This window comes from Limnobacter thiooxidans (genome assembly GCF_036323495.1).
In the GTDB taxonomy this organism is placed as follows: Bacteria; Pseudomonadota; Gammaproteobacteria; order Burkholderiales; family Burkholderiaceae_B; genus Limnobacter; species Limnobacter thiooxidans.
Window position 1 is genome coordinate 550,010 of sequence record NZ_AP028947.1, and the last position, 25,986, is coordinate 575,995.

At 53.4% G+C, this 25,986-nt stretch carries 24 protein-coding genes and 1 pseudogene; 17 read left to right on the forward strand and 8 right to left on the reverse strand.

Features of this window, described 5'->3' with window-relative positions:
- Positions 1–9: 9 nt before the first annotated feature.
- Complete coding sequence (pilB, locus tag RGQ30_RS02490; RefSeq protein WP_130558486.1) at positions 10–1,707, reverse strand: type IV-A pilus assembly ATPase PilB; 1,698 nt, start codon at positions 1,705–1,707, stop codon at positions 10–12.
- Positions 1,708–1,815: 108 nt separating this feature from the next.
- The gene (locus RGQ30_RS02495; protein WP_130558485.1) at positions 1,816–2,808 is read right to left on the reverse strand and encodes a polyprenyl synthetase family protein; all 993 of its coding nucleotides are present in this window, start codon (positions 2,806–2,808) and stop codon (positions 1,816–1,818) included.
- Between the two features lie 215 nt (positions 2,809–3,023).
- Here RGQ30_RS02495 and rplU point away from each other — a divergent pair, with 215 nt between their 5' ends.
- The 7 genes and pseudogenes from rplU (at position 3,024) to RGQ30_RS02530 (ending at position 8,092) form a co-directional block, all read left to right on the forward strand.
- Positions 3,024–3,335, forward strand: coding sequence for a 50S ribosomal protein L21 (gene rplU / locus RGQ30_RS02500; protein WP_130558484.1), 312 nt, complete (start codon positions 3,024–3,026; stop codon positions 3,333–3,335).
- A 16-nt stretch (positions 3,336–3,351) separates the two neighbouring features.
- The gene (gene rpmA / locus RGQ30_RS02505; protein ID WP_105027263.1) at positions 3,352–3,612 is read left to right on the forward strand and encodes a 50S ribosomal protein L27; all 261 of its coding nucleotides are present in this window, start codon (positions 3,352–3,354) and stop codon (positions 3,610–3,612) included.
- Between the two features lie 121 nt (positions 3,613–3,733).
- Entirely contained in the window at positions 3,734–4,849 is a 1,116-nt protein-coding gene (gene cgtA, locus RGQ30_RS02510) for an Obg family GTPase CgtA (protein WP_130558483.1), read from the forward strand.
- Between the two features lie 5 nt (positions 4,850–4,854).
- Positions 4,855–5,976, forward strand: a complete 1,122-nt coding sequence (proB, locus tag RGQ30_RS02515) for a glutamate 5-kinase (protein ID WP_130558482.1) — start codon at positions 4,855–4,857, stop codon at positions 5,974–5,976.
- Between the two features lie 19 nt (positions 5,977–5,995).
- Positions 5,996–6,853: an alpha/beta fold hydrolase gene (locus RGQ30_RS02520; protein WP_130558481.1), complete on the forward strand. Its 858-nt coding sequence runs from the start codon at positions 5,996–5,998 to the stop codon at positions 6,851–6,853.
- Between the two features lie 89 nt (positions 6,854–6,942).
- Positions 6,943–7,463 (forward strand): annotated as a pseudogene (locus RGQ30_RS02525) (pesticin C-terminus-like muramidase).
- Complete coding sequence (locus RGQ30_RS02530; RefSeq protein WP_130558478.1) at positions 7,460–8,092, forward strand: hypothetical protein; 633 nt, start codon at positions 7,460–7,462, stop codon at positions 8,090–8,092. The pseudogene RGQ30_RS02525 and the gene RGQ30_RS02530 overlap by 4 nt, the downstream one beginning before the upstream one ends.
- 29 nt (positions 8,093–8,121) lie before the next feature.
- On the opposite strand, the gene RGQ30_RS02535 is transcribed toward RGQ30_RS02530, so the two are convergent.
- Positions 8,122–8,682 carry an RNA pyrophosphohydrolase gene (locus tag RGQ30_RS02535; protein WP_130558742.1) on the reverse strand — a complete coding sequence of 187 codons (561 nt, stop codon included), beginning with the start codon at positions 8,680–8,682 and terminating at the stop codon, positions 8,122–8,124.
- Positions 8,683–8,822: 140 nt separating this feature from the next.
- Between RGQ30_RS02535 and RGQ30_RS02540 the strand changes: the two genes are divergently transcribed.
- Positions 8,823–10,595 (forward strand): proline--tRNA ligase, encoded by a 1,773-nt coding sequence (locus RGQ30_RS02540; protein WP_130558477.1) that lies wholly within the window; start codon positions 8,823–8,825, stop codon positions 10,593–10,595.
- Positions 10,564–11,265: a lytic transglycosylase domain-containing protein gene (locus RGQ30_RS02545; protein WP_338284684.1), complete on the forward strand. Its 702-nt coding sequence runs from the start codon at positions 10,564–10,566 to the stop codon at positions 11,263–11,265. The genes RGQ30_RS02540 and RGQ30_RS02545 overlap by 32 nt, the downstream gene beginning before the upstream one ends.
- A gap of 105 nt (positions 11,266–11,370) precedes the next feature.
- Here RGQ30_RS02545 and RGQ30_RS02550 read toward each other — a convergent pair whose 3' ends face one another.
- Both RGQ30_RS02550 and ffh read right to left on the reverse strand, forming a co-directional pair.
- The gene (locus RGQ30_RS02550; RefSeq protein WP_338284685.1) at positions 11,371–11,649 is read right to left on the reverse strand and encodes a hypothetical protein; all 279 of its coding nucleotides are present in this window, start codon (positions 11,647–11,649) and stop codon (positions 11,371–11,373) included.
- A 197-nt stretch (positions 11,650–11,846) separates the two neighbouring features.
- Positions 11,847–13,247 carry a signal recognition particle protein gene (gene ffh, locus RGQ30_RS02555; RefSeq protein WP_130558475.1) on the reverse strand — a complete coding sequence of 467 codons (1,401 nt, stop codon included), beginning with the start codon at positions 13,245–13,247 and terminating at the stop codon, positions 11,847–11,849.
- 47 nt (positions 13,248–13,294) lie between these two features.
- Between ffh and RGQ30_RS02560 the strand changes: the two genes are divergently transcribed.
- From RGQ30_RS02560 to RGQ30_RS02585, 6 genes are all read left to right on the forward strand, one after another.
- Positions 13,295–14,134, forward strand: a complete 840-nt coding sequence (locus RGQ30_RS02560; protein ID WP_130558474.1) for a cytochrome C assembly family protein — start codon at positions 13,295–13,297, stop codon at positions 14,132–14,134.
- Positions 14,134–14,391, forward strand: a complete 258-nt coding sequence (locus RGQ30_RS02565) for a PP0621 family protein (RefSeq protein WP_130558473.1) — start codon at positions 14,134–14,136, stop codon at positions 14,389–14,391. Before RGQ30_RS02560 ends, RGQ30_RS02565 begins: the two co-directional genes overlap by 1 nt.
- Positions 14,392–14,436: 45 nt before the next feature.
- Positions 14,437–15,000: a 1,6-anhydro-N-acetylmuramyl-L-alanine amidase AmpD gene (gene ampD, locus RGQ30_RS02570; RefSeq protein ID WP_130558472.1), complete on the forward strand. Its 564-nt coding sequence runs from the start codon at positions 14,437–14,439 to the stop codon at positions 14,998–15,000.
- 227 nt (positions 15,001–15,227) lie between these two features.
- Positions 15,228–18,164, forward strand: a complete 2,937-nt coding sequence (locus RGQ30_RS02575; protein WP_130558471.1) for a ribonucleoside-diphosphate reductase subunit alpha — start codon at positions 15,228–15,230, stop codon at positions 18,162–18,164.
- A gap of 109 nt (positions 18,165–18,273) precedes the next feature.
- The gene (locus tag RGQ30_RS02580) at positions 18,274–19,482 is read left to right on the forward strand and encodes a ribonucleotide-diphosphate reductase subunit beta (RefSeq protein WP_130558470.1); all 1,209 of its coding nucleotides are present in this window, start codon (positions 18,274–18,276) and stop codon (positions 19,480–19,482) included.
- A gap of 172 nt (positions 19,483–19,654) precedes the next feature.
- Positions 19,655–21,334 carry a class I SAM-dependent methyltransferase gene (locus tag RGQ30_RS02585; RefSeq protein WP_130558469.1) on the forward strand — a complete coding sequence of 560 codons (1,680 nt, stop codon included), beginning with the start codon at positions 19,655–19,657 and terminating at the stop codon, positions 21,332–21,334.
- Between the two features lie 59 nt (positions 21,335–21,393).
- Here the strand turns inward: RGQ30_RS02585 and RGQ30_RS02590 are convergent, their stop codons facing one another.
- Positions 21,394–21,810, reverse strand: coding sequence for a hypothetical protein (locus RGQ30_RS02590; protein ID WP_130558468.1), 417 nt, complete (start codon positions 21,808–21,810; stop codon positions 21,394–21,396).
- A gap of 91 nt (positions 21,811–21,901) precedes the next feature.
- Positions 21,902–24,403, reverse strand: coding sequence for a DNA/RNA helicase domain-containing protein (locus tag RGQ30_RS02595; RefSeq protein ID WP_338284687.1), 2,502 nt, complete (start codon positions 24,401–24,403; stop codon positions 21,902–21,904).
- A gap of 65 nt (positions 24,404–24,468) precedes the next feature.
- On the opposite strand from RGQ30_RS02595, the gene RGQ30_RS02600 reads away from it, so the two are divergent.
- Complete coding sequence (locus tag RGQ30_RS02600) at positions 24,469–24,966, forward strand: M23 family metallopeptidase (protein WP_130558466.1); 498 nt, start codon at positions 24,469–24,471, stop codon at positions 24,964–24,966.
- The gene (locus tag RGQ30_RS02605; RefSeq protein ID WP_130558465.1) at positions 24,963–25,499 is read left to right on the forward strand and encodes a hypothetical protein; all 537 of its coding nucleotides are present in this window, start codon (positions 24,963–24,965) and stop codon (positions 25,497–25,499) included. The genes RGQ30_RS02600 and RGQ30_RS02605 overlap by 4 nt, the downstream gene beginning before the upstream one ends.
- Before the next feature lie 6 nt (positions 25,500–25,505).
- Here the strand turns inward: RGQ30_RS02605 and RGQ30_RS02610 are convergent, their stop codons facing one another.
- Positions 25,506–25,949, reverse strand: a complete 444-nt coding sequence (locus RGQ30_RS02610) for a hypothetical protein (protein WP_130558464.1) — start codon at positions 25,947–25,949, stop codon at positions 25,506–25,508.
- Positions 25,950–25,986: the final 37 nt, after the last annotated feature.

Sequence of the window (25,986 nt, forward strand, 5' to 3'; positions counted from 1 at the left end):
CAATCAAAGTTAATCGGTCTTTGTCGCGCTCAGGATTTCCTCAATGCTGGTGGTGCCCAGGCGAATTTTCGCAAGGCCTGATTCACTCATGCTGGCCACGCCTTCCTGTCGGGCCAGTCTTTCCATGTCCAGCGCTGATCCGCCAGAAATGATCAATTCCTGCATGGCCTCCGACACGGGCATGACTTCGTAAATCCCGGTTCGACCTGCATATCCTGTCCCATTACAGGCCTCGCAGCCCACCGCACAGAAGGGTGTCCAATCCTCCTGGGGGACCTGGTTGATCAGGCCAGTGCGTGCCAGTGCCTGAATGCCCTGCGGGTGAGGTGCCTTGCAGCTGCAGAGTTTGCGCACCAGGCGCTGGGCAATGATCAGGCTGACCGACGAAGCAATGTTGAAGGTCTCCACTCCCATGTTTTTCAGGCGGATGATGGAAGAAACGGCATCATTGGTGTGCAGCGTGGACAGCACCTTGTGGCCAGTCTGGGAGGCCTTGATTGAAATGTCTGCAGTTTCCAGGTCTCGTATTTCACCGACCATGATGACATCCGGGTCCTGTCGCAGCAAAGCGCGCAAGGCCTTTGCAAACGTCAATCCGATTCGTTCATTGATGTTGACCTGGTTGATGCCGGGAAGGTTGATTTCTGCCGGGTCTTCCACCGTGCTGATGTTGATGGACTCGTGGTTCAACATTTGGAGAAATGTATACAGCGACACTGTTTTGCCGCTGCCCGTGGGGCCTGTCACCAAAATCATGCCATGCGGTTTGGCCAGTGCTTTTTCAACGGCAGCACGCTGTTCCGCTTCGAAACCTAGCTGTTCCAGCTTCAGTAGTGACTTGCTGGAATCGAGCAGACGCATCACAATTTTTTCGCCAAACAGCGTGGGCAGTGTGCTGACCCGGAAGTCGATTTTTCGCTCATCGGCACCCAGTGTCAGCCGGATTCTGCCGTCTTGGGGTGTTCGGGTTTCGGTGGTATTTAACCGGCTCATGATTTTGATGCGAGCGGCAATTTTTGCCTTGGCTGCCAGTGGAGGCTGAGATGTTTCCTGCAGCAGCCCGTCAATGCGAAAGCGCACCCGGTAGCTTTTTTCATAAGGCTCGAAATGAATGTCAGAAGCTCCCTTTTTCAAGGCCTCGCTCAACACACGCTGCACAAAGCGAACAATTGGAGCGTCGTCCACATCAGGCGATTGCTCTTCTGCGCCGCCGGCACCTGTTTCCGATTCAACATCGGTCAGCAGACCCTCTTCCATGCCATGCGCCGGGTCGCTTTTCTCCAAGCGGTGTAGCAGCTTGTCGTATTCCACAACCACGGGTTCAACCTGCAGCTGGGTTCGAAATTTCAATTGTTGAATGGTGCTAAGGTCGGTGGGGTCGGCCATAGCCACGCTCAGGGTGCCTTGCCGGCGACCCAGCACAAAAGCCTCAAGGCCCTTTTCAGCCTGGATCAACTCGGCTTCAAGGCCGCTGCGGCTGTCGTCAAACTGGCTCAGGTCCAGTAGTGGGTAACCAAAATGTTGCGCCACAGAACTGGCCAGCAGCTCGGCACTCACGATGCCGTTGTTGACAATCCAGTCGGCGACCGAGCGCCCCTGGATTTCTTCAGACGTCAGTTGCTCAATCTGCAGGTTGTCCAGAATGCCTTTGGCCGTCAGTGCCCTTAACAGCCCCGAGCTTTTGACAACTGCGCTACTGATGGTCATGGATCAAGGTCCTTCGTGGTGAACAATTGGATGAATATTTTTACCCAACCATGATGCGGCTTCAGCCTGTACGAATCAATCACCTAGGCGGATGTTTTTTTGAAGCATTCAGCTTGTACGCTGCACTGATACATCACAAAGTAGATTCAGTGCTGCCCTGAATGGTGTTTCCGGCAGGTGCAGCAGGCGCGTTTTCGCAGACTCGGCCAGTGCATGTGCCTTCTCGCGCGTGTAGGCAAGTGAGCCGGTTTCTTCAATGCTGGCCATGATCGCTGACACATCCTGTGTTCCGCCGTTTGCAATAGCATCGCGAATTTGCGCTTTCACCGTGCCGTTTGCGTGCTGCATTGCGTGAATCAGGGGCAGGGTGGGTTTGCCTTCCCGCAAGTCGTCGCCCACGTTTTTTCCAAGTGCAGCGCTTTCGCCTGCGTAGTCCAGCACGTCGTCGATCAACTGGAATGCGCTGCCAACTTCTGCTCCAAAGCGACCTAGGTTCGCAATGGTGTCCCTGTTTTGACCAGTCACAATGCCCGCCAGGCGGCAAGACGCCTCAAACAGCTTGGCCGTCTTGAAGTCAATGACCTGCATGTAGCGTGCTTCGGTGACGTCTGGGTCTTTGCAATTCAACAATTGCAGCACTTCACCCTCGGCAATGGTGTTGGTGGCTTCTGACAGTACATCCATCACATCCATCAAGCCGATTTTGACCATCATCTGGAACGACCGGGAATACAGAAAGTCGCCCACCAGCACTGCGGCCGAGTTGCCGTATTCTGCATTGGCGGTCAAGCGGCCGCGGCGCATGTCGGATTCATCCACCACGTCATCGTGCAACAAGGTGGCCGTATGAATGAACTCCACAATGGCGGCCAACTCGACAGCCTGCGCCATTTGCCGCGTGTTTGCACCCAGGGCGCGGGCTGTCAACAGAACCAGAGCAGGGCGCAGGCGTTTGCCGCCGGCATTGATGATGTAGTCGCTGATCTGGTTGATCAGGCTGACCTCGGAATGCAGGCTTGTTCGAATGACCTCATCGAGTTGTTGCATGTCGGCAGCAACTGGGGACAACACACTTTTCACACTGGGCACGGGGCTGGGCATGGGGTTCACTGCATGTGATGATGATTTATGTTGCGCATATTGTACTTGAGGGTGTTTGCCAAAAGCCGCACGGCGTTTACAGAATGTACGCGCTTTGCTCACAAGGCTTTGACAACATTGCACTTTCCGCGCATAATTGCGGGCTATCCAAATTATTTTTGGGTTTAACTGACGAAAGTTGGTTTAAAGATTAATCAAGAAACGAAGGGTCAACTATGTACGCGGTCATAAAAACCGGCGGTAAGCAATACAAGGTTATCGCTGGTGAAAAACTTAAAGTAGAACAGATACCTGCTGACATTGGCCAAGAAATCTCTCTGGACGAAGTGCTCGCCGTTGGTAGCGGTGACACAGTTAAAGTGGGTACTCCACTGGTTCAAGGGGCTTCGGTCAAGGCAGTTGTTTTGGCACACGGTCGTCACGACAAAGTGAAGATCTTCAAGATGCGTCGTCGCAAGCACTATCAAAAGCGTCAAGGCCATCGCCAGAACTACACTCAAATCCAGATCCAAGCCATCAACGCTTGATAGAGGAGAATGACTCATGGCAAGTAAGAAAGGCGGCGGCTCTACGCGCAACGGACGTGACTCAGAAGCCAAGCGACTGGGTGTGAAGGTGTTTGGCGGCCAGGCAATCAATGCCGGCGGCATCATCATTCGCCAACGCGGCACACGTTTTCATGCTGGCGACAACGTCGGCATGGGCAAAGATCACACATTGTTCGCTCTGACCGATGGTCAGGTGCAGTTCTCAGTGAAAGGCGCACTGCGTCGCAAAACTGTGAGCGTGGTCAGCGAGGGTTAATTCCCTTCGTTTGCACCGCACACCGTGCTTGGTCCGATAGCCCTGCATTGCAGGGCTATTTTTGTTTTTGGGCAGGCACATTCAATCTTAAAGTAGACAGGCGCAATTAGCAGGAATAAGCATGAAATTCATCGACGAAGCAACAATCGAAGTGTTTGCGGGCAATGGTGGCAATGGCTCGGGCAGTTTTCGTCGTGAGAAATTCATTCCAAAAGGTGGCCCGGACGGCGGTGACGGCGGAAAGGGCGGCAGTGTGTTTGCCGAGGCCGATCGTAACCTGAACACCTTGATCGACTACCGCTTTTCCAAACAGCACCGCGCCAAAAGCGGTGAAAACGGCCGAGGCAGTGACTGCTATGGCGCAGCTGGTCCCGATGTCATTCTGAAAATGCCGGTGGGTACCACCATTGTGAATGCTGAAACAGGCTTGGTGATTGCCGATTTGACCGAACACGGTCAACAGGTCCTGATTGCCAAAGGCGGTGATGGCGGCTTGGGCAACATTCACTTCAAAAGCAGCGTGAACCGCGCTCCACGGCAATTCACCCGGGGTAAAGAGGGCGATTCCGCCAAGTACAAGCTCGAATTGAAAGTGTTGGCCGACGTCGGTCTGCTGGGCATGCCCAACGCTGGCAAATCGACCTTGATTGCTGCAGTGTCCAATGCGCGCCCCAAGATTGCAGATTACCCTTTCACCACCCTGCACCCCAACCTGGGCGTGGTTCGCATTGGGCATGCCCAAAGCTTCGTGATTGCCGACGTGCCGGGATTGATTGAAGGTGCGGCTGAAGGCGCAGGCCTGGGTCATCAATTCCTTAAACACTTGAGCCGCACCCGTGTGCTGTTGCACCTGGTGGACCTGGCTCCGTTTGATGAAAACGTTGACCCTGTGCATGAAGCTGCCGCCATTGTGGAAGAACTGCGCAAATACGACGAAGCCCTGTGGGCCAAGCCCCGCTGGCTGGTGCTGAACAAGATCGACATGATTGCCGAAGAGGACCGCAAAGCGAAAATCGAGGACTTTGTGAGTCGCTACCGTGCAAAAACAGGCTGGCAGGGACAGGTTCATCCGATCTCCAGTTTGACTGGCGAGAACACCGCCAACCTGATGCGCTCTGTTTACGAAAACCTGGTGCAGCAGATGCAGGTGGAGTTTCCGCCCGAACCCGATGCCCGCTTCCGCGAAAGCACCGGTACACTCATTAATCCCCAACAAACTGGCGACGATCAGGAGTAATTTCCGTGGCAGAGAAATCTCTGGCAAATCAGCGTGTAGTGGTCAAGGTAGGCAGCTCCCTCGTCACCAAAGGTGGCCAGGGCGTGGACATGGAATCCATACGGGCCTGGGCGGCACAAATTGCCGAATTGACCAGCCAAGGCTGCGAGGTAGTACTGGTTTCATCTGGTGCAATTGCCGAGGGCATGAAGCGCCTGAAATGGGCCAAACGCCCCAAGGAAATTCACGAGCTGCAAGCCGCGGCTGCCGTGGGCCAGATGGGTCTGGTGCACGCCTATGAAATCGGCTTTGCCGAACACGGCCTGGTGTGCGCGCAAGTGCTGCTGACCCATGCCGACCTGGCTGACCGCGAGCGTTACCTGAACGCCCGTTCCACCCTGTATTCCTTGCTGGGCCACAAAGTGGTGCCCATCATCAATGAAAATGACACAGTAGTGACCGATGAAATTCGCTTTGGTGACAACGACACCTTGGGCGCATTGGTCACCAACCTGGTCGAAGCTGACACATTGGTAATTCTGACGGACCAGGTCGGGCTCTATGATTCTGACCCGCGCAAAAATCCGGATGCCAAATTCATACATGAAGAAACAGCGGGCAACCCAATTCTTGAAAAAATGGCGGGGGGTGCTGGCAGCAGCGTAGGCACAGGCGGCATGATCACCAAGATTCTGGCTGCGAAGCGAGCCGCCCGCAGTGGAGCAGCCACGGTGATTGCCAGCGGTCATGAGCCGAATGTACTGGTGCGCCTGATGAAAGGCGAGTCGGTGGGTACCTACCTGAAAGCACCGCTGGGCCGCCTGGCCGCGCGCAAGCAATGGATGGCCGACCACCTGAAGTTGAAGGGTTCGTTGTTGCTCGATGCCGGCGCAGCCGAAGCTTTGCGTAAAAAGAAAGGCAGCTTGCTGCCTATTGGCGTCACGGGGTGCCAAGGCAACTTTCAGCGCGGTGATGTTGTGGCGTGCCTAAGCCCGGAAGGCGACGAAGTAGCCCGCGGCCTGGTAAATTATTCGGCTTTGGAAGTCAGAAAAATTGCCAAACAACCCACCAGCGCGATAGAGTCCATCCTGGGTTATCTGGACGAACCTGAACTGATCCACCGCGACAACATGGTGGTGTTGGCCTGATCAAAACTGGAGTGAGCGAATGGAACTGTCGATGTGGAAAAGCAGTGGGCAGTTTTTCGACTGGAAAGGCCATTCCATTTTTGTGCAAGACACCGCAGCATCCAACAAGCCCGTGCTGTTGTTGATTCACGGGTTCCCCACCTCCAGTTACGATTTTCATCTGTTGTGGCCCGAGTTGGCCGAAACTCACCGCTTGATCGCATTCGACATGCTCGGCTATGGCTATTCAGCCAAGCCGGCCAACTGGGACTATTCCATTTTTCAGCAGGCGGACATTGCTGAAGCCCTGTTGAAAGCCAAAGGCATTCACAGCTGCCAGGTGTTGACACACGACGTGGGCGATACCGTGGGCCAGGAACTGATTGCTCGCAGCGTTGGGGGCAAACTGGGCTTTACAGCCGAGAAAGTGATATTGCTTAACGGCGGTCTGTTTCCCGAAACCCACCGGGCCATTCTGGTTCAAAAATTGATGCTCAGCCCCTTGGGGTTCCTGTTCACTCGCTTGATGAAAAAGGCCAAACTTCGTGCCAGCCTTCGTGGTGTATGTTCTGCGTCCTTGCGAGAAGAGGACATTGACGCAGCCTGGGCATTGATCGCCCACAATCAGGGCAACCTGCGTATGCACAAGCTGATTCAATACATGCGTGAGCGGCGTGAAAATCGCGACCGCTGGGTAGGTGCGCTTCAGAATGCCGGCATGCCCCTGGTGCTGATTGACGGCGTTGAAGACCCGATTTCCGGCGAGCACATGGTGCAGCGCTTTGAAGAACTGGTACCGGGACACACTGTGGTGCGGCTTCCAGGTCTTGGGCATTACCCACATCTGGAAGATGCACCCAAGGTGTTGTCAGTGTTGAAGCCGTTTCTGATCCCTTAGCCTTGTCCTGATTAACTCAATAGAGCGGTTTTTGCACTGAACTCGCCCTCTTGTTAACCTCCACGGTCTTTAACTTGTGGAGCAGTTCAATGTCATTTGAAGTGGATTATTCATTTCTTTCCAAGCTTGAAGGTGGCTGTAGAACTGGCGGTTACATTCCTGATCTTGAAAGAAGCAAAAGTGGTGTGACGGTAGCAACAGGATTTGATCTTGGGGCTCGCTTCTCAAGAAATTGAAACCTTATTTGGGGCTGAAAAAGCACGAAGCATCCAACGTGCTTGCAAAATCACCACTGACCATATCCACCACAGAATGCATGCAGATAGATCAAATGGTAAAAAGCCACCACCTGCTTCAACTAGCCAAGCGTTACAACAGTTCGATCTCGGGTAGTTCCAAGAAGTTCGAAGATTTAAAACCCGAGTTTCAAACAGTAATCACCTCAGTTTCTTTCCAGCACGGGTTGGAACTGGCTCGCTCCGCCCCAAAATTCTGGGCTGCTGCGATTGCACAAGACTGGGCGTTGGTTGTTAAAATCCCTCGCGCTTTTGAAGATCAGTATCCCACGCGTCGAAACAAGGAAGCAGATCTGATGGAGCAAGCGCTTTGAGATTTCTCTTGGTTTTTATATGGCTTGTTGTGCCGGGTTGTAATCACTCTAAAAGTCCTCAGAACACTTATTTTTGGCTGGATCAGGCCATTGTGGAGGAAGTACGGAATGGGTCTTCAGAATTGGGTAGACCCCGTCCACAGTTGGAATTTGATAATGGCGTTTCTGTGCACAATTGTGAGCAATATCTAGAACAGAGCGCCGGCTTGCTGGAAACTTCGCCCAATTTCACAGCTCGGTCGCACTATTTGATTTGCGATGCCCTGAAACTGTCAAAAAAATGGCCGGTTGACAATAATACTGCCCTGTTTGATTCTGCTCTGTCTCTTTGCTCGGCTTTGGACCTGAGCAGTTTTCGTCATTCTCTACATCCTCGTCTTCAGGAAGATGCTGCTACGCTGGCTCAATTATTCGGCTCGGAAGCCATAGCGGATGGAAACACCTGTACTTTCGAAGGCGAAGGGCGAAACTTCACATTGAATGCTGTTTTGTTGGTGAATGAACCCGCTCAGCCAGAAAAATTGTGGGTGTGGGTCACGGATGAAATACTGGATGCGACCTATCGATCCTACACGCCGATCTGGTTTCATTTTGACGCTACACAAAGTATGTGGGTTGCAAAAGAATAAAAAAACGCGAACCTTGCGGCTCGCGTTTTTCATGTTGACTCAGGTTTTTCCTGGGTTTCATCAGCCCTGTCAGCTGGCTCCCAGTGGTCACCCTTGGGCAATCGCCTGGGGTCATTTCTGGAATACAGCAGTTTGGCCAACTCTCCCAATGCTTGTTTATACACTTCCCGTTTGAAATCAATTACATTTTCAAGTGGAACCCAATACTCGTTCCAACGCCATGCATCAAATTCAGGATGCTCCGTTGCCCGCAGGCTGATGTCACAATCCCTTCCGACCAATTTCAGCAAAAACCAGATTTGTTTCTGGCCCTTGTAGCTTCCCCGCCATTCCCGTCGAATCCAGTGGTCGGGCACGGTGTACCGCAGCCAATTCCTGGTTCTTCCAATAATTTCAACATGTTCTGGCAACAAGCCAACTTCTTCGTGTAATTCCCGGTACATGGCTTGTTCTGGTGATTCACCATGCTTAATTCCGCCCTGCGGAAATTGCCAGGAATGTTCACGAATTCGCTTACCCCAAAAGACCTGCTTTCGGGAATTGGTCAAAATAATGCCGACGTTGGGACGGTAGCCTTCTTTATCAAGCATACGCGCCCCGCAGATTTCTTTACAATTTAGAGTCATTATAAGCACCAGCCTGCTTTTGTACACCTAGGGTATCCGCGTTGCTGGCGGATAAAAGTACAATCGCAGTCCTAACCAATTCATTACTCAAGAGTTTTTCTCCAATGCGCGCCACCCAGTTTTTTTTGAATACCCTGAAAGAAGCACCAGCAGATGCGGAAATCGTGAGCCATCAGCTCATGTTGCGCGCTGGCATGATCAAGCGTTTGGCCGGTGGCATTTACACTTACATGCCAGTGGGTTTGCGTTCAATCCGCAAAGTGGAAAACATTGTGCGTGAAGAAATGAACCGGGCTGGCGCCCTGGAATTGCTGATGCCCGCGGTTCAGCCCGCTGAGCTTTGGCAGGAAAGTGGTCGCTGGGAAAAGTATGGCCCCGAGTTGCTGCGCCTGAAGGACCGCCACGACCGTGAATTCGTGATCGGCCCTACGCATGAAGAAGTGATTACCGATGTGGTTCGCAAGGAAGTGAAAAGCTATCGCCAGTTGCCATTGAACCTGTACCAGATCCAGACCAAGTTTCGTGATGAAATTCGGCCCCGTTTTGGCGTGATGCGTGGCCGTGAATTTGTGATGAAAGATGCGTATTCCTTTGACCGTACGCAAGAAGCAGCTTTGAAAACCTACGACGTCATGTACGACGCATACCGCCGTATTTTCACACGATTGGGTCTGAACTTCCGTGCCGTGAATGCAGACACCGGATCAATCGGGGGCAATCGTAGCCATGAGTTCCATGTGATCGCCGACACGGGTGAAGACGCAATTGCCTACTGCCCAACCTCCGATTACGCTGCCAACGTTGAACTGGCCGAGGCCCTGTGCACAGCCCAACGTCCTGCGGCCGGCAAAGCCATGGAGAAGGTTCATACCCCCGGCAATTCCACCTGCGAGGCCGTGGCTTCACAGCTGGGTTTGCCTTTGTCGGCAACTGTGAAAAGCGTGGTTTTTGCCAATGAGTGGCAAGAGCAGGGGCAGGACAAAAATGAAACCAAGGCCGTCAAGAAGGTACAAATTTTATTGGCACTGGTGCGTGGCGATCATGAGGTCAATGACATCAAGCTGGGTAAGCTGGCTGGCGTTCAGGAACTGCGATTGGCCACTGAAGCCGAAATTGTTGCAGCCTTCGGGACCAAGCCTGGTTATTTGGGCCCAGTCGGTGTGGGCGCCGATGTGCGTGTGGTGGCTGACCACAGCGTAGCCGCCATGGGTGATTTTGTGTGCGGCGCCAACAGCGCAGACTTCCATTACGCTGGTGTGAACTGGGGTCGCGATTTGCCTGAGCCGGAATCGGCTGACATTCGCAATGTGGTGGAGGGCGATGCCTCACCCGACGGCAAGGGTGTGCTAGCCATGTGCCGTGGCATTGAAGTGGGACATGTTTTTTACCTGGGTACAAAATACTCTGAGGCCTTGCAGGCCAAGTTTCTGGAAGAAAACGGCAAGCCCGCCGTGATCGAAATGGGTTGTTATGGCATTGGTGTGACCCGAATTCTGGGGGCAGCCATTGAGCAGAACTTTGACGACCGCGGTATCGTCTGGCCATTGAGCATCGCCCCTTTTGAAGTGGTGTTGTGCCCAATTGGTTACAAGAAAAGCGAGGAAGTGAAACTTCACGCCGACAAGCTGTACCAGCAATTGAAAGACGCGGGTGTAGATGTGATGCTTGATGACCGCGACGAGCGGCCAGGCGTGATGTTTGCCGATTGGGAGTTGATTGGCGTGCCGCTGCGGGTTACTTTGGGAGACCGTGGCCTGAAAGAGGGCAAAGTGGAATTTCAATCGCGCGATGGCAAGGTTGAAAAACGCGATGTTGAAGTTGGGAAAATTTTTGAGCAGTTGCGTGTTGAGCTTGCAAGCAGGCAAATCAGTTTGTAAATCATTGGCCCGGTTGGCACGAGGTGCCCACTGGGTTGGTGTGTGTCTGATTGGTTTTGCTGTTGCCTGGCCCGTTGCGGCCAGTCAGCAGTACGAACCCATGGCCGACCACGTTCGGCTTGCTCTTCGCAGTGCCTTGAATGCGCCAGGCGCACCTCGCCCGATTTTTGAATCGGTGGGTCACCGAATTCACTGGATGTCTGAAATGTCGCGTCGACTGGCTCGCCGGGTACCCGATTTTTCAGAACGCACCGAGTTGATCAAAACCATCCGTTATGAAGCCCAGCGTGTCGGAATTGAGCCTCAAATCATTTTTGCCTTGATCGAAGTCGAAAGCAATTTTCGGGCGGATGCAGTCAGCTCTGCAGGTGCAATCGGGCTGATGCAGGTCATGCCATTCTGGACTGATGTGTTGTCCAAGGGCAGTTCCCGAGAGCTTTATGAACCGCGGTTGAACATTCGGTATGGTTGCCTCATTTTAAGGCATTACCTGGATATTGAAAAAGGCAACCTTGACCGAGCACTGGGCCGGTACAACGGTAGTTTGGGGAAAATGACTTACCCGAACTTGGTGTACGACCGGTTGGATCGCAATTGGCAATACCGTTACGACGAGCCGGCGCAAGTTGCACCGCGAACAGCTTTGAACGAGGCTGAAGTGAAGCGCTGATTTTTGCCCGACTCCTCATGAACAGGCCGCCAGTTGGCCTCCCCAGCGTGCCTTGCTTGATTCCGCACAGAAAACCGCTAATCCCTTTTTGAACCCATTCATTGCTCACAAAGCCTCGGCAAAAAACATGGCCGAGGCCCTGTGGTGCCCTGCGTGCACACGCAGTGGGCGGGTCAAAAAGGGGCAGTTTTCCTGAATGTGCGGAACAAGCAAGCGCACTGCCGGGAAGGCCAACTGGCAGCCTGAGGCAACGTCAGTGCGACCCGTCGCTGTTCTTGTCCACAGGTGCGGCGAACAATCGCCGCCGTATTTCAACCCGATCGGCAGCGGTATTCCAATTGCGCCGCCATTCAAGAAAACCTGCCCGTTTGAAATCACATGCAACGTTCGGCTGCAAGCCGATAACAAACTCGACCATCTCTTTTGTCGAGTTTGTTGAGTCAATGTGAATTTCAAAAAGGGATCAACAGGTTTTCAGGCGGTCAATTGGAAACCGCGCTGAAAGGGAATGTATACAAATTGCAGGTCATCGAAGCCCGCGCCGAGAGGGGATGTAAAACGACGGGCGGGCTGGCCCAGCGTTACATGCCCGGAAATCCGCCTCCAGGAGGCATGCCGCCACCAGGAAAACCGCCCTTACCGCCAGCACCACCCATTTTGCGCATCAACTTGGCCAAGCCGCCTTTCTGCATGCTTTTCATCATGTCGCGCATTTGCTCAAACTGTTTCAACAGGCGGTTCACTTCCTGAACCTGCACGCCAGCACCCGCAGCAATACGGCGCTTGCGCGATGCTTTCAGCAAATCAGGTTTGGTGCGTTCTTCAATTGTCATTGAAAAAATGATGGCTTCGGTGCGCTTCATCTGTTTTTCGGCGGCGGTGGCGTCGACTTCGCCCGCACCTTTCATCAACTGGCTGGGCAGTTTGTCCATCAGGCCTTGCAGGCCACCCATGTTGCGCATCTGGCTGATTTGCGACAAAAAGTCGTTCAAGTCGAACGCTTTGCCGCTTTTCAGCTTTTTGGCCAGTTTTTCGGCTTCCTGCTGGTCAATGCCTTTCTTGGCCTCTTCCACCAGCGACACAATGTCGCCCATACCCAGAATTCTGCCTGCCACTCGGTCAGGGTGGAATTTTTCGAAACCAGTCAGTTTCTCGCCCACACCCATGAACTTGATGGGTTTGCCGGTGATTTGGCGTACCGACAAGGCTGCGCCGCCACGGGCGTCGCCGTCCATCTTGGTCAACACCACGCCAGTCAGCGGCAGGGCTTCATTGAAAGCTTTGGCGGTGTTGGCCGCGTCCTGGCCCAACATGGCGTCGATCACAAACAGGGTTTCGGTGGGGTTCACCGCAGCATGCAAAGCCTTGATTTCATTCATCATGGCTTCGTCAATGCCCAGGCGGCCAGCCGTGTCCAGAATCAGCACATCAAAGAACTGGCGCTTGGCGTGGTTCAGTGCGGCCAGCGCAATGTCCACTGGCTTCTGGCTGATGTCGGAAGGGAAGAATTCCGCCCCGGCTTGTGCGCTGACCGTTTTCAACTGCTCAATCGCGGCAGGTCGGTACACGTCGGCCGATACGGTCAGCACTTTTTTCTTCAGATTGTCTTTCAGGTACTTGGCCAGTTTGCCGGTGGTGGTGGTTTTACCCGCACCTTGCAAACCCGCCATCAGAATGACCACCGGGGGTTGGGCCGCCAGGTTGATCTCTTCGGTTTTCTCGCCAATCAGCTTGATCAACTGCTTGTGAACAATACCCACCAAGGCTTGGCCGGGGGTCAGGCTGTTCAGAACTTCCTCGCCCAAGGCCTGCTCTTTCACCTGGTTGATGAATTCCTTGACCACGGGCAGGGCCACGTCGGCTTCCAGCAGTGCGAGGCGAACTTCCCGCAGCATCTCCTGCGTGTTGGCCTCGGTAATGCGGGCTTCGCCTTTGATATTTTTGACGACGCGCGTTAGGCGATCTGAGAGGTTTTCAAACATCGTGTGGTGCCCCTGACTCGAGCTTTGAATCGAGTAAACTGATTGCTATGAACAACACATTATTGTACGCGCTTGCAGTGCTCCTGCTGTCCGCCTCGGGTGGATTGGCGGCGCTGAACGTTTTAGGCAAATGGACAGCACCCGAAGGGCTGAACCGTGCGCTGGTCGCCGTGGCTTTGCTGGTGTCGGGTTATTTGTTGGGCACCTTGCTGTTTCAAACCGACGGCATGCACTTTGGATTTGTCATCGGCTTGATGTGCGTGGCCTGGCTGGCCTCACTGGTGGCATTTGTTGAAAGTTTTTTCAACCGGGTGCCCCTGCTCGAACTGATGGTGTTTCCTTTGTGTGCCGTCGTGTTTCTGTTGCCCTTGTGGATGGGCGAGGACGATGCCATTCGCATGGCGGGCGACCATCTTTTTCAGCTACACCTGCTGATTGCGCTGGCAGCGTACAGCCTGTTGGGCATTGCCGCTGCGCATGCCATTGTCATGGCCTATCAGGAAAAAGCACTTCACCAATTGGTGGCCACCAACCGTGAAAACCGCATGCTGCGTGAACGCTTGCTTGACCAGCTGCCGTCGCTCCTGACAATGGAATCGATCCTGTTCCGCCAGTTGTGGGCTGGTTTTGTATTGTTGTCCCTGACCTTGCTCACCGGTTTCCTGTTCTCGGAAGCCTGGCGTGGTACCAGCGGAACCTTTGACCACAAAACCCTGTTTGCTGTCATTTCCTGGTGTTCCTTTGCAGTATTGCTGGGTGGACGCGTGGTGTTAGGCTGGCGCGGCAAGGTGGCTTTGCGCTGGTGCTTGGGCAGTTATGCGGTGTTGGTTTTGGCCTATTTTGGTACCCAGTTTGTGTTGGAATTCATTTTGAAAAGGGCGGCTTGATGGGTCGTATTCTGTTTTTTCTGGGGCTGGCTTTGGTCGCCTGGGTGTTGTTCAAAAGCTGGCAGCGCAAACAATTGGGTGATAAACCGGGTGTGGGGGCTCAACAAAAGGGCAATCTTGGCCGTAAAACACAGGAAGAGATCATGCCTTGTCAGCACTGCGGTGCTTACAGCCCGATGTCGGAAGGCGTGATGATGCAGGGCCGGTTTTATTGCGGCATGGAACACGCCAAAGCTGCTGGTGAAAAGGTTCACTGAAAAGTGCATCAATTAGTGCATTAACACCCAGAAAAGGGGTAAGTCATGTGGCTCGATGAAGGCTGGATTGAAGAAGACTGGGTACACCGAATGCAAAGCCCCAATCAGGACGCTCGGCCCATGGGCACCCGCATTGACACCCTGGTCATTCACTCCATCAGCCTGCCTGAACGCGGGCGTGACGCCTCTGTGGTGTCAGACCTGTTTCTGAATAGGCTGGATTGTCATTCCCACCCAGCCTATTTTGAATTACTCGGCCTGCATGTTTCCTCGCATTTTTTGATTGACCGCGATGGCTCGGTAACCCAGTTTGTGTCCTGCGAGAAGCGGGCGTGGCACGCTGGAATATCCGCAGCGATGGACCGTAGCAACTTCAATCACTTCTCAATTGGTGTGGAATTGTTGGGCGATGTGTACACCCCGTTTGAGTTAGCCCAATACGCCAGCCTGAAGAAGCTCGTTCGAACTTTGCAGGCACGTTATCCACTGAAATATGCAATGGCGCACAGCGAGATTGCACCCACTCGAAAAACCGATCCCGGGCCTTTCTTTGACTGGAAAGGCTTACGCAAATCAAACACCTACGACATTCAAATTGACGGCGCCTAAGGTGCCGTTTTTTTGTTGCACTGCAGTTATCCCAACCTTGTCCACAACTTGTCCACTGGGGATAACTCTGTGCACAAGCTGGGGATAAGAAAGTGTTTGCCAAATCGGGGTACGACCACTACAATTAGTCCTCAGCCACATACAAAACACAAGATATAGTGGTTGTCCGTTTTTCCCACAGCAAAAGAACTACCCTCAAAAAACCGCACATTCCAGGAGAAAGATGCATGCTAACCAGCCAGGAATCCACTGATTTGGCGACTAATTTGGCGAACAACACGCCCACGTCCGCAGCCAGAACTGCCCCCGCAGCACCGGCAGCTGACAGTGTTTATGCAAACTACAAAATTATTCGCCGAAATGGTGCCGTGGTTGGTTTCGAGCCCAGCAAGATTGCCGTGGCCATGACAAAAGCATTTCTGGCCGTCAACGGTGGTCAAGGCGCTGCTTCTGCCCGCATTCGCGAACTGGTTGAGCAAATGACCGGTAGCGTGGTGAACGCACTGGTGCGTCGCCAGCCTTCCGGCGGTATTTTCCACATTGAAGACATCCAGGATCAGGTTGAACTGGCCCTGATGCGTTCCGGCGAAGCCGAAGTGGCCCGCGCCTACGTGTTGTACCGTGAGCGCCGCGCGCAGGAACGTGCAGCCAAGCAGGTTCAGCAGGCCGAGCAGCACGCCTTGAATGTGGTCGATGGCGACATGACCCGCCCGCTCGATGTGGACGCGTTGAAAGCGCTGATCGAAAGCGCCGCTGTGGGCCTGAATGAAATCGACGTGGCACACCTTCAGAAAGAAACCCTGAAGAACCTGTACGACGGCGTGAAAATCGATGAGGTGTTCAAGTCTGCAATTCTGGCCTCACGCGCCATGATCGAGAATGAGCCAAGCTACACACTGGTCACTTCCCGCTTGCTGCTGCACACGATCCGCCGTGAAATCGTTGGCCGTGAAATTGCGCAAGATGAAATGGCGCAGGTGTATCCCGAATATTTCCCACAGTTCATCAAGAAGGGTATTGCCGCTGGTTTGCTGGACAACCGCCTGGCCCAGTTCGACATGAAGAAGCTGGGTGCAGCCCTGAAATACGAACGCGACTTGCAGTTCGATTACCTCGGTCTGCAAACTCTGTACGACCGTTACTTCCTGCACGTGGAAGGCACCCGCATTGAAATGCCGCAAGCGTTTTACATGCGCGTGGCCATGGGCCTGGCATTGAACGAAGTGGACCGCGAAGCACGTGCCATCGAGTTCTATGAAGTGTTGTCGACTTTCGACTTCATGAGCTCCACGCCCACACTGTTCAACAGTGGCACCATTCGTTCGCAGTTGTCTTCCTGCTACCTCACCACCATTGGTGACGACCTGGACGACATCTATGAAGGCATCAAGGAAAACGCACTGCTGAGCAAGTTCGCAGGTGGCCTGGGCAACGACTGGACACCCGTGCGCGCCTTGGGCAGCCACATCAAGGGCACCAACGGCAAGTCACAAGGCGTGGTGCCATTCCTGAAAGTGGTGAACGACACCGCAGTGGCCGTAAACCAGGGTGGCAAGCGCAAGGGCGCGGTATGTGCCTACCTGGAAACATGGCACCTGGACATTGAAGAATTCCTGGAGCTGCGCAAGAACACCGGCGACGACCGCCGCCGCACGCACGACATGAACACCGCGAACTGGATTCCCGACCTGTTCATGAAGCGCGTGATGGAAGGTGGTAACTGGACATTGTTCAGCCCATCGGATGCGCCTGATCTGCACGACTTGTACGGCAAGGCCTTCGAGAAAGCCTATGTGGGTTACGAAGAAAAAGCCGCACGTGGCGACTTGAAATTGTTCAAAACCGTGGAAGCGGCCAAGCTGTGGAGAAAAATTCTCTCCATGCTGTTTGAAACCGGTCACCCCTGGATCACATTCAAAGACCCTTGCAACATTCGCAGCCCCCAGCAACACGTGGGCGTGGTGCACTCGTCGAACCTGTGTACAGAAATTACACTGAACACCAACGAGAACGAAATTGCGGTGTGCAACCTGGGTTCTGTGAACCTGACGCGCCACCTGAAGCCTGCCGACAACGGCGAGCTGGTGCTGGACCACGACAAGCTGCAGAAAACTGTGGGCGTGGCCATGCGCATGCTGGACAACGTGATCGATATCAACTACTACGCAGTGGCCAAGGCACGCAATTCCAACCTGCGTCACCGCCCCGTGGGCATGGGCATGATGGGCTTCCAGGATGCGCTGCACATGATGCGCAAGCCTTACGCTTCACGCGACGCAGTTGAGTTCGCCGATGAAAGCATGGAAGCCATTTGCTACTACGCTTACGAAGCATCAACAGAATTGGCTGCTGAGCGCGGTGCATACAGCACCTTCAAGGGCTCACTGTGGGACAAGGGCATTTTGCCACTTGATTCATTGAAGCTGCTGGAAGAAGAGCGTGGTGGTTACGTGGAAGTGGACACCTCCAGCCGTATGAACTGGGATGGCCTGCGCGCCAAGATCAAGCAGCACGGCATGCGCAACTCCAACTGCGTGGCCATTGCGCCCACAGCCACCATCTCGAACATCATTGGCGTGGCGGCTTCCATTGAGCCCACATTCCAGAACTTGTACGTGAAGTCGAACCTGAGCGGTGAATTCACCATCGTGAACGAACACCTGGTGCGCGACTTGAAGCGTCTGGGCATTTGGGACGAAGTGATGATTTCTGACCTGAAGTACTTCGATGGCTCAGTGATGAAGATTGACCGCATTCCGGAAGATTTGAAGCGCCTGTACGCCACAGCCTTCGAGATGGACCCTCGCTGGTTGGTTGAAGCGGCTGCACGTCGCCAGAAGTGGATTGACCAGGGTCAAAGCCTGAACATCTACATGTCAGGTGTCAGCGGCAAGCGTTTGGATGACACCTACAAGCTGGCCTGGATCCGCGGTTTGAAAACCACGTATTACCTGCGCACCATTGGTGCCACGCATGCCGAGAAGTCGACTTTGTCGGGTGGTGAGTTGAACTCCGTGAATGCGGAAGGTGGTGCGTCAGCAGCCTTTACTTCAGCACCAGCCACAGGCTTGGTGCCTAACCTGCCCGAACAGGAAGTGGAAGGCAAGGTGTGCACCATGCGCCCCGGCGACGCAGGCTTTGATGAATGCGAGGCGTGCCAGTAAGTTGCCAGCAAGAGAATGGCAAGCCCTTTCCAGGGCTTGCCCCGCTGAGAAAAAGTGCACATAATTAATCTGTTAATTTATACAGTGTATTGTTAAGGAGTAAGAAGATATGCTGGGTTGGGACGACGAATTTGACACTGCCATGGGCAAAACCGCAGCCGCTGCAAAGCCTGCTGCCCCATTGGCTCCAAGCATGAATTCCGTGGCCTCTGGCTTTGCTGCGCCAGCAGCCAGCCAGGGTCTGTATCAGCAAGCTGCGCGCCCTGTGCAGCCTGCTGCCGCCAAGGAAGGCGCAACAGCCGGCCGCGTGAATGCTGCCGACAAGCGCGTGATCAACGGCACCACCGACGTGAACCAGTTGGTGCCTTTCAAATACAAATGGGCTTGGGAAAAGTACCTGAGCCAGTGCGCCAACCACTGGATGCCGCAAGAAATCAACATGGACCGCGACATCGCCTTGTGGAAAGACCCCAACGGGTTGACCGAAGACGAGCGCCGCATTGTGAAGCGCAACCTGGGCTTTTTTGTAACGGCCGATTCATTGGCTGCCAACAACATTGTGCTGGGCACGTACCGCCACATCACCGCGCCTGAATGCCGCCAGTTTTTGCTGCGCCAGGCTTTTGATGAAGCCATTCACACCCACGCGTACCAGTACATTGTGGAAAGCCTGGGCATTCCCGAAGCAGAAACTTTCAACGCGTACAACGAAATTTCCTGCATCAAGGCCAAAGACGATTTCCTGATTCCGTTCATCGACGTGCTGACCGACCCTGAGTTCAAAACCGGCACGCTGGAAAACGATCAGAAACTGCTGAAAAGCCTGATCGCCTTTGCGTGCATCATGGAAGGCATGTTCTTCTACGTGGGCTTTGTGCAAATTCTGGCGTTGGGCCGCCAGAACAAGATGATTGGCGCTGCCGAACAGTTCCAGTACATTTTGCGCGACGAGTCTGCACACTGCACATTCGGTATCGACCTGATCAACACCGTGAAACTGGAAAACCCACACTTGTGGACCCCGGAATTCAAGGAAGAAATCAAGGTCATGTTCCGCAAGGCTGTTGAACTTGAACACGCTTACGCTGTGGACACCATGCCACGTGGCGTGTTGGGTTTGAACTCAGCCCAGTTCATGGAATACATGAAATTCATCTGTAACCGCCGTTCCAACCAGATTGGCTTGGGCACCTTGTACGAAGGCGCAACCAACCCATTCCCATGGATGTCCGAGATGATGGACTTGAAGAAAGAAACCAACTTCTTCGAACGCCGCGTGACTGAATACCAAACCGGTGGGGCGTTGAACTGGGAGTGATTTTTTAGCTTCCGGATTGATGACAAAAAGAGCAGCCTTCGGGCTGCTTTTTTATTTTAAAAGTGCCTGTGAGCATGCCGTTTTGTCAGCAGGGGGAAAGGTAAAAATCGCCGTCTGGATTGAGAGGTAGTCACGCCTGTGATAGTTTTGAAGCACTCACCACAAGGCACAGATGAACGCGTCGAATTTCTACACCCTGAAAGCCGAAGATTGCTTTGCACAGTACCAGGCCCTGAGCTTTGAGCAAGTGCACAGGGACTGGCTTGATTTGTTGCCGGGGAAGGCCGGGTTGGCATTGGATGTGGGTGCAGGCAGCGGCCGCGATGCTGCTGCCTTGGCTGCACGTGGTTGGGATGTGGTGGCCGTAGAGCCAGCCGACGGGTTGATGAATTTGGGTCGACAGCACACGCAAGGTTTGGCGGTGCACTGGATCAACGACACTTTGCCGCAGCTTGCGCAGGTGCGGGTGCTGAGCCAGACATACGATCTGATTTTATTGTCTGCAGTGTGGATGCATCTGCCCGAAAGTACACGCGAAAGAGCGTTTCGTGTTCTGGCCAATTTGTTGGCACCCGGTGGCGTGCTGGTGATCAGTTTGCGCCACGGCCCCAGTACCGATGAAAGGGTGTTTCATAGTGTGTCTGTGGCCGAGCTGGAGCAGTTTGCCAAGCAACAGGCTTTGAAGCCACTGCGTGTTTCCAGAACCGATGACGAGCTGCAACGCAAACAGGTGAATTGGGAAACGGTGGTGTTCCAGTTGCTCGACAATGGCACAGGTGCATTGCCAACTGTTCGCTACATCATTGTGAACGACAGCAAAGCGGCCACTTACAAATTGGGGCTTTTGCGCAGTGTCACCTTGATTGCAGAAACTTTGCCAGGCCTTGTTCTTCGCCGCAACGACACTGAAGTGGTGTTGCCCCTGGGGGCGGTGGCGCTGGTGTGGCTGCAACTGTATCTGCCCTTGCTGGCCAGGCACAACATCCGCCAGAACCCACAGGGCAGTTACGGATTTGCAAAAGCTGCATTTTTTGAGCTTGGTCGCTTGTCCACATTCGATTTGCAAGTGGGCAGTCGCTTTGAAGGTCCCCAGGCCAAGTGCGTGCACCAAGCTTTGAAAGACGCCGCCAATAATATTCTGAAAATGCCGACTCACTACATCACTTGGCCGGGTACCAACCAGCCCGTGTTTGTAGGTCAAACTTTCCGAACCCGTTTCATTGGCCAGCACATTTGCCTGGACAAGGAATATTTCAGCAGTTTCGGCGAGTTCAGTGTACCCACCGCAATATGGGACTGCTGCAGCCAATACGCCTGCTGGATCGACCCCGCGCTGGTGAATGAATGGGCGCTGGTCAGCAAAGGCTGGAACAAGGAAATTGCTGCAAGCACCATTCGCGATGCGCTTGAACTGAATCCGCCTAAACGTAGTGTCACTGCGGCACGCAACATCGCACTTGAATTGATTGGGTCAAAAGCCGATCTGCGGTGTGTGTGGACTGCAGGTAAGTTAACCGATACAAACCTTGCAATTGATCACTGTTTTCCGTGGGCACGCTGGCGCAACAATGACCTGTGGAACCTGCTGCCCGCCACCGATAAAGCCAACAGCAGCAAGTCGGATAAGTTGCCTTCTGCACCCTTGATGGAGAAATCGAAACCATCCATCACCGGGTGGTGGCAGGAAGGGTATTTGCACTCGCCGCTGGAGGAAAGCTTTTGGGTACAGGCCAAGGCAGCCTTGCCTTTGGGCGAGCAGGTGAACGATGTCAGCGGCCTGTTTGATGCGATGTGTTTGCAACGGGCAGTGTTGCGCAAGAACCAGCGGATAGAGGAGTGGGGAAAGGTTTAGTGCCGGTTCTGGAGTTTGAAATGCTCGGCTTGGAAAGCGGACTTAAACCAGGTTATCAGCTAAGCAGCAACATCTTGACCTTGCTGCCGGCGACGACGCAAGGCAACCAGCACCGCAAGATACGAACCCGCGACAAAATCAAATGACAGGCAGAACTCTCCCCACCATGAAGGCACACCGGGGTTGTCCACCAAACCGACATGGGCGATGTCGTACAGCCCGTGCGCAATGAGTCCTAGCGCGACCAACAATTGCCAGCGGCGTGAGCCCAGCATTGCAACAGCCAAGAATGCAGAAAACACGACCAGCTCGACCAGAAAAGCCTGTTGTGACTCAGCCATTGCAGCAAAGAGCAGGTAGTACGACGCAATAACGATAAGGATGACCGGATAGAAGCTGCGATCCTTATCGAAGCCTGCCGCCCCTGCAGAAAGGCAAACCACCAAAGCCAGAGCTGCTCCAACCAAGTACTCCATGAATGTGGGCCCCCCATTGCACGCTAACTGGATCTGTAGAAAAAATGGCGATATCCATTTGCCTGAACATTACCAGCCCTTAAACCCACATTCAAATCACTGTCAAAAACTCCGCAATCACAACCATTCCCTCCGCATCCTCAGCACTCAGTACGATCGCTTCATGCTTGTCATTCGTCGACTCTGGGCTCAACACAACCACAGAGTTCACCCATCCATCTCCATCCTCACGCTTTTCGCTTTTGTAGCGTTTAATCGTGTATTGCCCACCCAGTTCGGGGTCTGAAATGTTGCGGTGTTGAACCACCACAATTTTTCCGTTGCGGGTGCCTTGCGGGTTGGAGTGAAACAGGCACCATGCGCCGGGTGGTATGCGTTTGTTCATCGAGTCGCCTTCGACGCGGGCCACAAAATAGCCATCGCTTGCACGCAGGTGCTCAGGCAACACAACATGGTCAAACGTGTCAGCCTCCTGGTATTCGCTGAACTGGCCCGCGGCAAATTTCAGATCAAAAATCGGCACGCTGTTGGCAGCCTCCTGACCTGCTTGCACAATCGGCAAATCCAGACCTTCGTACTTGCTCAGCACAGGTGGAGTTTCTACTTTGCCAAACCCGGCCACCAAGGCTGAAAAGTGCACACGTGTTTCGTCGTCGGTGAAGTACACGTAGCAGCCCTTCATTCCGCGTGTTAGCAGGGTTTTGTAAGTGTTCTTGATCACAGTGTCGGCCATTGCAAGATTCTTGGCACGGTCGGTTTTCAGGCCGCCTTTGAAGCCCTTGATACTTTGGTCCATGTTGCTGCGCTTTAATGCATCGGTGACTACATCGCCATTGCGCACCACAAAGTCTGGTCCAACAATGACCCCCACGTAATCAAGTTCCAGCCCTTGGCAGGTGTGTATGCAACCCACCTGTTCAACGCTGTTGGGCTTAATAATCCAGGTGCTGCCGTCGTCGCTCAAATTCCACTTTGCTTGGTAGCTGTACTCGGGAAACTCAATGTCGAAAGCTTGCGGGTTTTTTTTGCTTTTCCAGTCCCAGCAGTAGCCAGCCACCACGCGGGCTTTGTTGTTGATTTTGTTTTTCTCGCGAATGGCCTGGTGCATTTCTGCCGGATTGTCGAATACCTTGAATTCGAAGTCCAATCCGTCCATGTTCAGGTTGGCGGTGGGCTTGATTTGCAGGTGGTGGTTCAGCCAGGCAATATAACCATCGCTGCCATTACAGCGGAATTGCGAGCGCAGTTCTTGCTCATACACTGTGGCACCCAGCGCTTGTGCCCACTTGTGTATTTCTGCCTTGCTGCCAATGTCTTTGAAGGTCACGCGCTGGTCTTCGTCCACGAAAAAAATGCAGAGCTTGCTGGCATGAATCAATTCTTTAACCTGGTTCTCGCCAAGGTTGCCGTACAAACCTCCTTTTTCATTCAGGCGGTGGGCTTCGTCTACCAACAAAACGTCGAATTGATTGCGTACGTTGTCAATGTAACCGCCCGATCCGCGGAACATATTTGCAATCCGAGTTTGTGAAAATGTACCCGTTAAACGAGCCTGAAAAACCGCACGCGGCGCTGCATTTTTCGACACGTACTGGCAGACCTTGCCTTGCTGCGTGAATTCGTTCAGCAAGTTGATCGCCACCACCGATTTTCCCGTGCCTGGCCCACCTTCCACAATCAGCACGCGCTTTTGTTCAGTATCGCGCGCATGGGCCAAATCGAGCGCCATTTCATACACTAGCTTCTGGTCGTCGATCATCAGGAATTCGCGCTTGCCTTGCAGCATGCTGGTCAGGCTGTCGGCCAGGTTTTTCGATGGGCGAATTTTTCCGTGTTCAATGCGGTACATCAAATCGCTTTTGTCGCCGTACTTCACATGCCGTTTCAAAAACTCGGAAAGCCTGCGGGCGTCTTTGGAAATGAAAACCGGGGCTTTGTCGGTGTGGGCTTTGTAGAACGGGTCGTTTATGACCGAATCGCTGTGCAGGTTATGTAGATATGCACAGGCACCCAGGCGTACCTTTTCATTCTGTACCACCTCGGAATAGTCTTCGATCAGCGCGGCATAAGTCCACGCCTGGTAAGAAGGGTGGGGCGTGTTGATATTGCCTTTGCCTAGCCAGGTGTTCACCACCGCATCTTGCCCGGTCGCTTGCACTTCGCTCCATTGCTTCAGTTCAATGATTACCGCACATTCTTCAAGCTGGGCGTTGCGGCCAGTCAATATGAAATCAATGCGTTTGCCGGTCAGCGGAATGTTGTATTCGATTGAAACCAGCGAGTCACCGGGAATGTCCGGGTCGATCAACACCTGCCGCATTTCTTTCATGGAGTTGCGCCAGGAATTCACCTCGGACTGGCCAGCCTTGCGAAACAGTTTGCGTTGGAACTCGCGGTGAATGACGTCATGGATTTGATCGTCCAGTACGTCGTCCAGAAACTTCGATTTGCGGGCGGTGTAGACAATCATCGGGAATGCAGTTTGTTCTTGTGCCTTGAATGTATCAGGAATTGTTGTTTCGCAAAACCATTCCGGGTGAGCGTGGCCGGGGCCATAAATGGGTGGGGGAGGTCTTGATGTGGTTTGGGTCATACCTCGTTTTGACAGAATGCTGAGCAGAATCTAATGTCGACTCCTTTTGCGCAAAAGGTTTGCAAATGAAGAAAGTGTGGCCTGTTCCTCAATGGCAAAGTCAGTTCAGTTACAAGCAACATCCGCGCAGTTTCGGGTCCAAGCGCTCTCAAGGCCGCACACACGCCGGTTGCGACCTGTATGCGCCCTTGGGTTCAGAGGTGTTGGCAATTTCGGCTGGTCGTGTCGTTTCAGCGGGTAAGTTTTACATGGGCACTTTCGAGGTCAGCATTGATCACGGGGCGCTGGGTGTTGTGCGCTATGGAGAAATTGCTGTTGCTCCAGGGCTTGATTTGAAAAGTAACGTGGAGGCCGGTCAGGTGATTGGCTATGTGGCCAGCCTGGGGCGTGGTATTCCACCCATGTTGCACATTGAGCAGTTCAAGGGAAGTAAGGTCGGCCCGTTGACTGATCGATCAAACCCACCCTATTTGCGGCGTGCGGACCTTATGGATATTACCCCGCTTCTGGATGAAATGGTTTGCACTCATCTTGGTGGCCTGTGCAAGGCGGTGGCAGCATGAAAGCAATTTTTATAATGCTGATGACGTACATCTTCGTGACCGGCTGTCAGCAATCAGATGACGCGAAAGAGGAAAAGTTCACTGCAGTGGCGATTGAAAATCAATCCGCCATTGCCCCCGCTATTGAATTGGCTTCAAACATAGACCCGGATCAACTGAAAATTGGACCAGTCGATGCACCCCTTTGCGCAAAGCCCGTGACAGTGCTCGATCCTGAAATGGCCTGTCAACAAAACAATTGCAGCGTGAAGGCGTTTTACAGTGGGCTGATACCTGTGCAAAAAAATCAGCGAGCCATTCAGGTTTTTGACTGTGGCAACGCTGAAGTACAACCTCTGCTATTGACAGACCGCGAGCCCCGGTTCAACAGTACTGCCATTTTAATTTTGCAGAACACACGCGACGGTGAGAACTTGTGGCGTCAGTCGCAAGAGGGCGATCAATACCAAATTGAACTCGCCACTGAAGCAGCCGAGGGCGTGCTTTCACTCAACTCCCAAGGCCTATACGAATGGACCGAGCTTCCCGATTAATGTGGCTTACTTATTGGGCTTGAAGCCCACATAGCCCAGGCAGTCTGCATTTTTTTCCTGAAAGCCAAAATCGATTTCACCCCATGCAGTGCTGGCTGTGTAGGTGGTGGCTTCCTCAAGAGAACGGCCGCGTGGTGTGCCTGTGATGTCCAGTGTGGGGTATTGTTGCTTCACCTGCGACAACGATATGCAATCATCCGCGACGTGCAGCAACAGCATGCCTGCGCTTGCAGTTGTTGGCCTGGGCAAGCGTAAATCAATGTTCACGATGGTGATTGCGCCGGCCAGCGCCAGTTCCCGTCCTGAATAAAACTGAAAGAATTCGTTTGATTTTTGCATTTCTTCACGCAGTGACTGGCCCAATATCTTCTCTACCCCGGGTAATGAAAACGGGGAAATCGATTGAATGTCCTCAATTATCTGCCAGATGGATTGGTTCAGCTTGATCATTGTTTTTTCCTTCGAAGCGAATGCTGTGTCTTGCCAA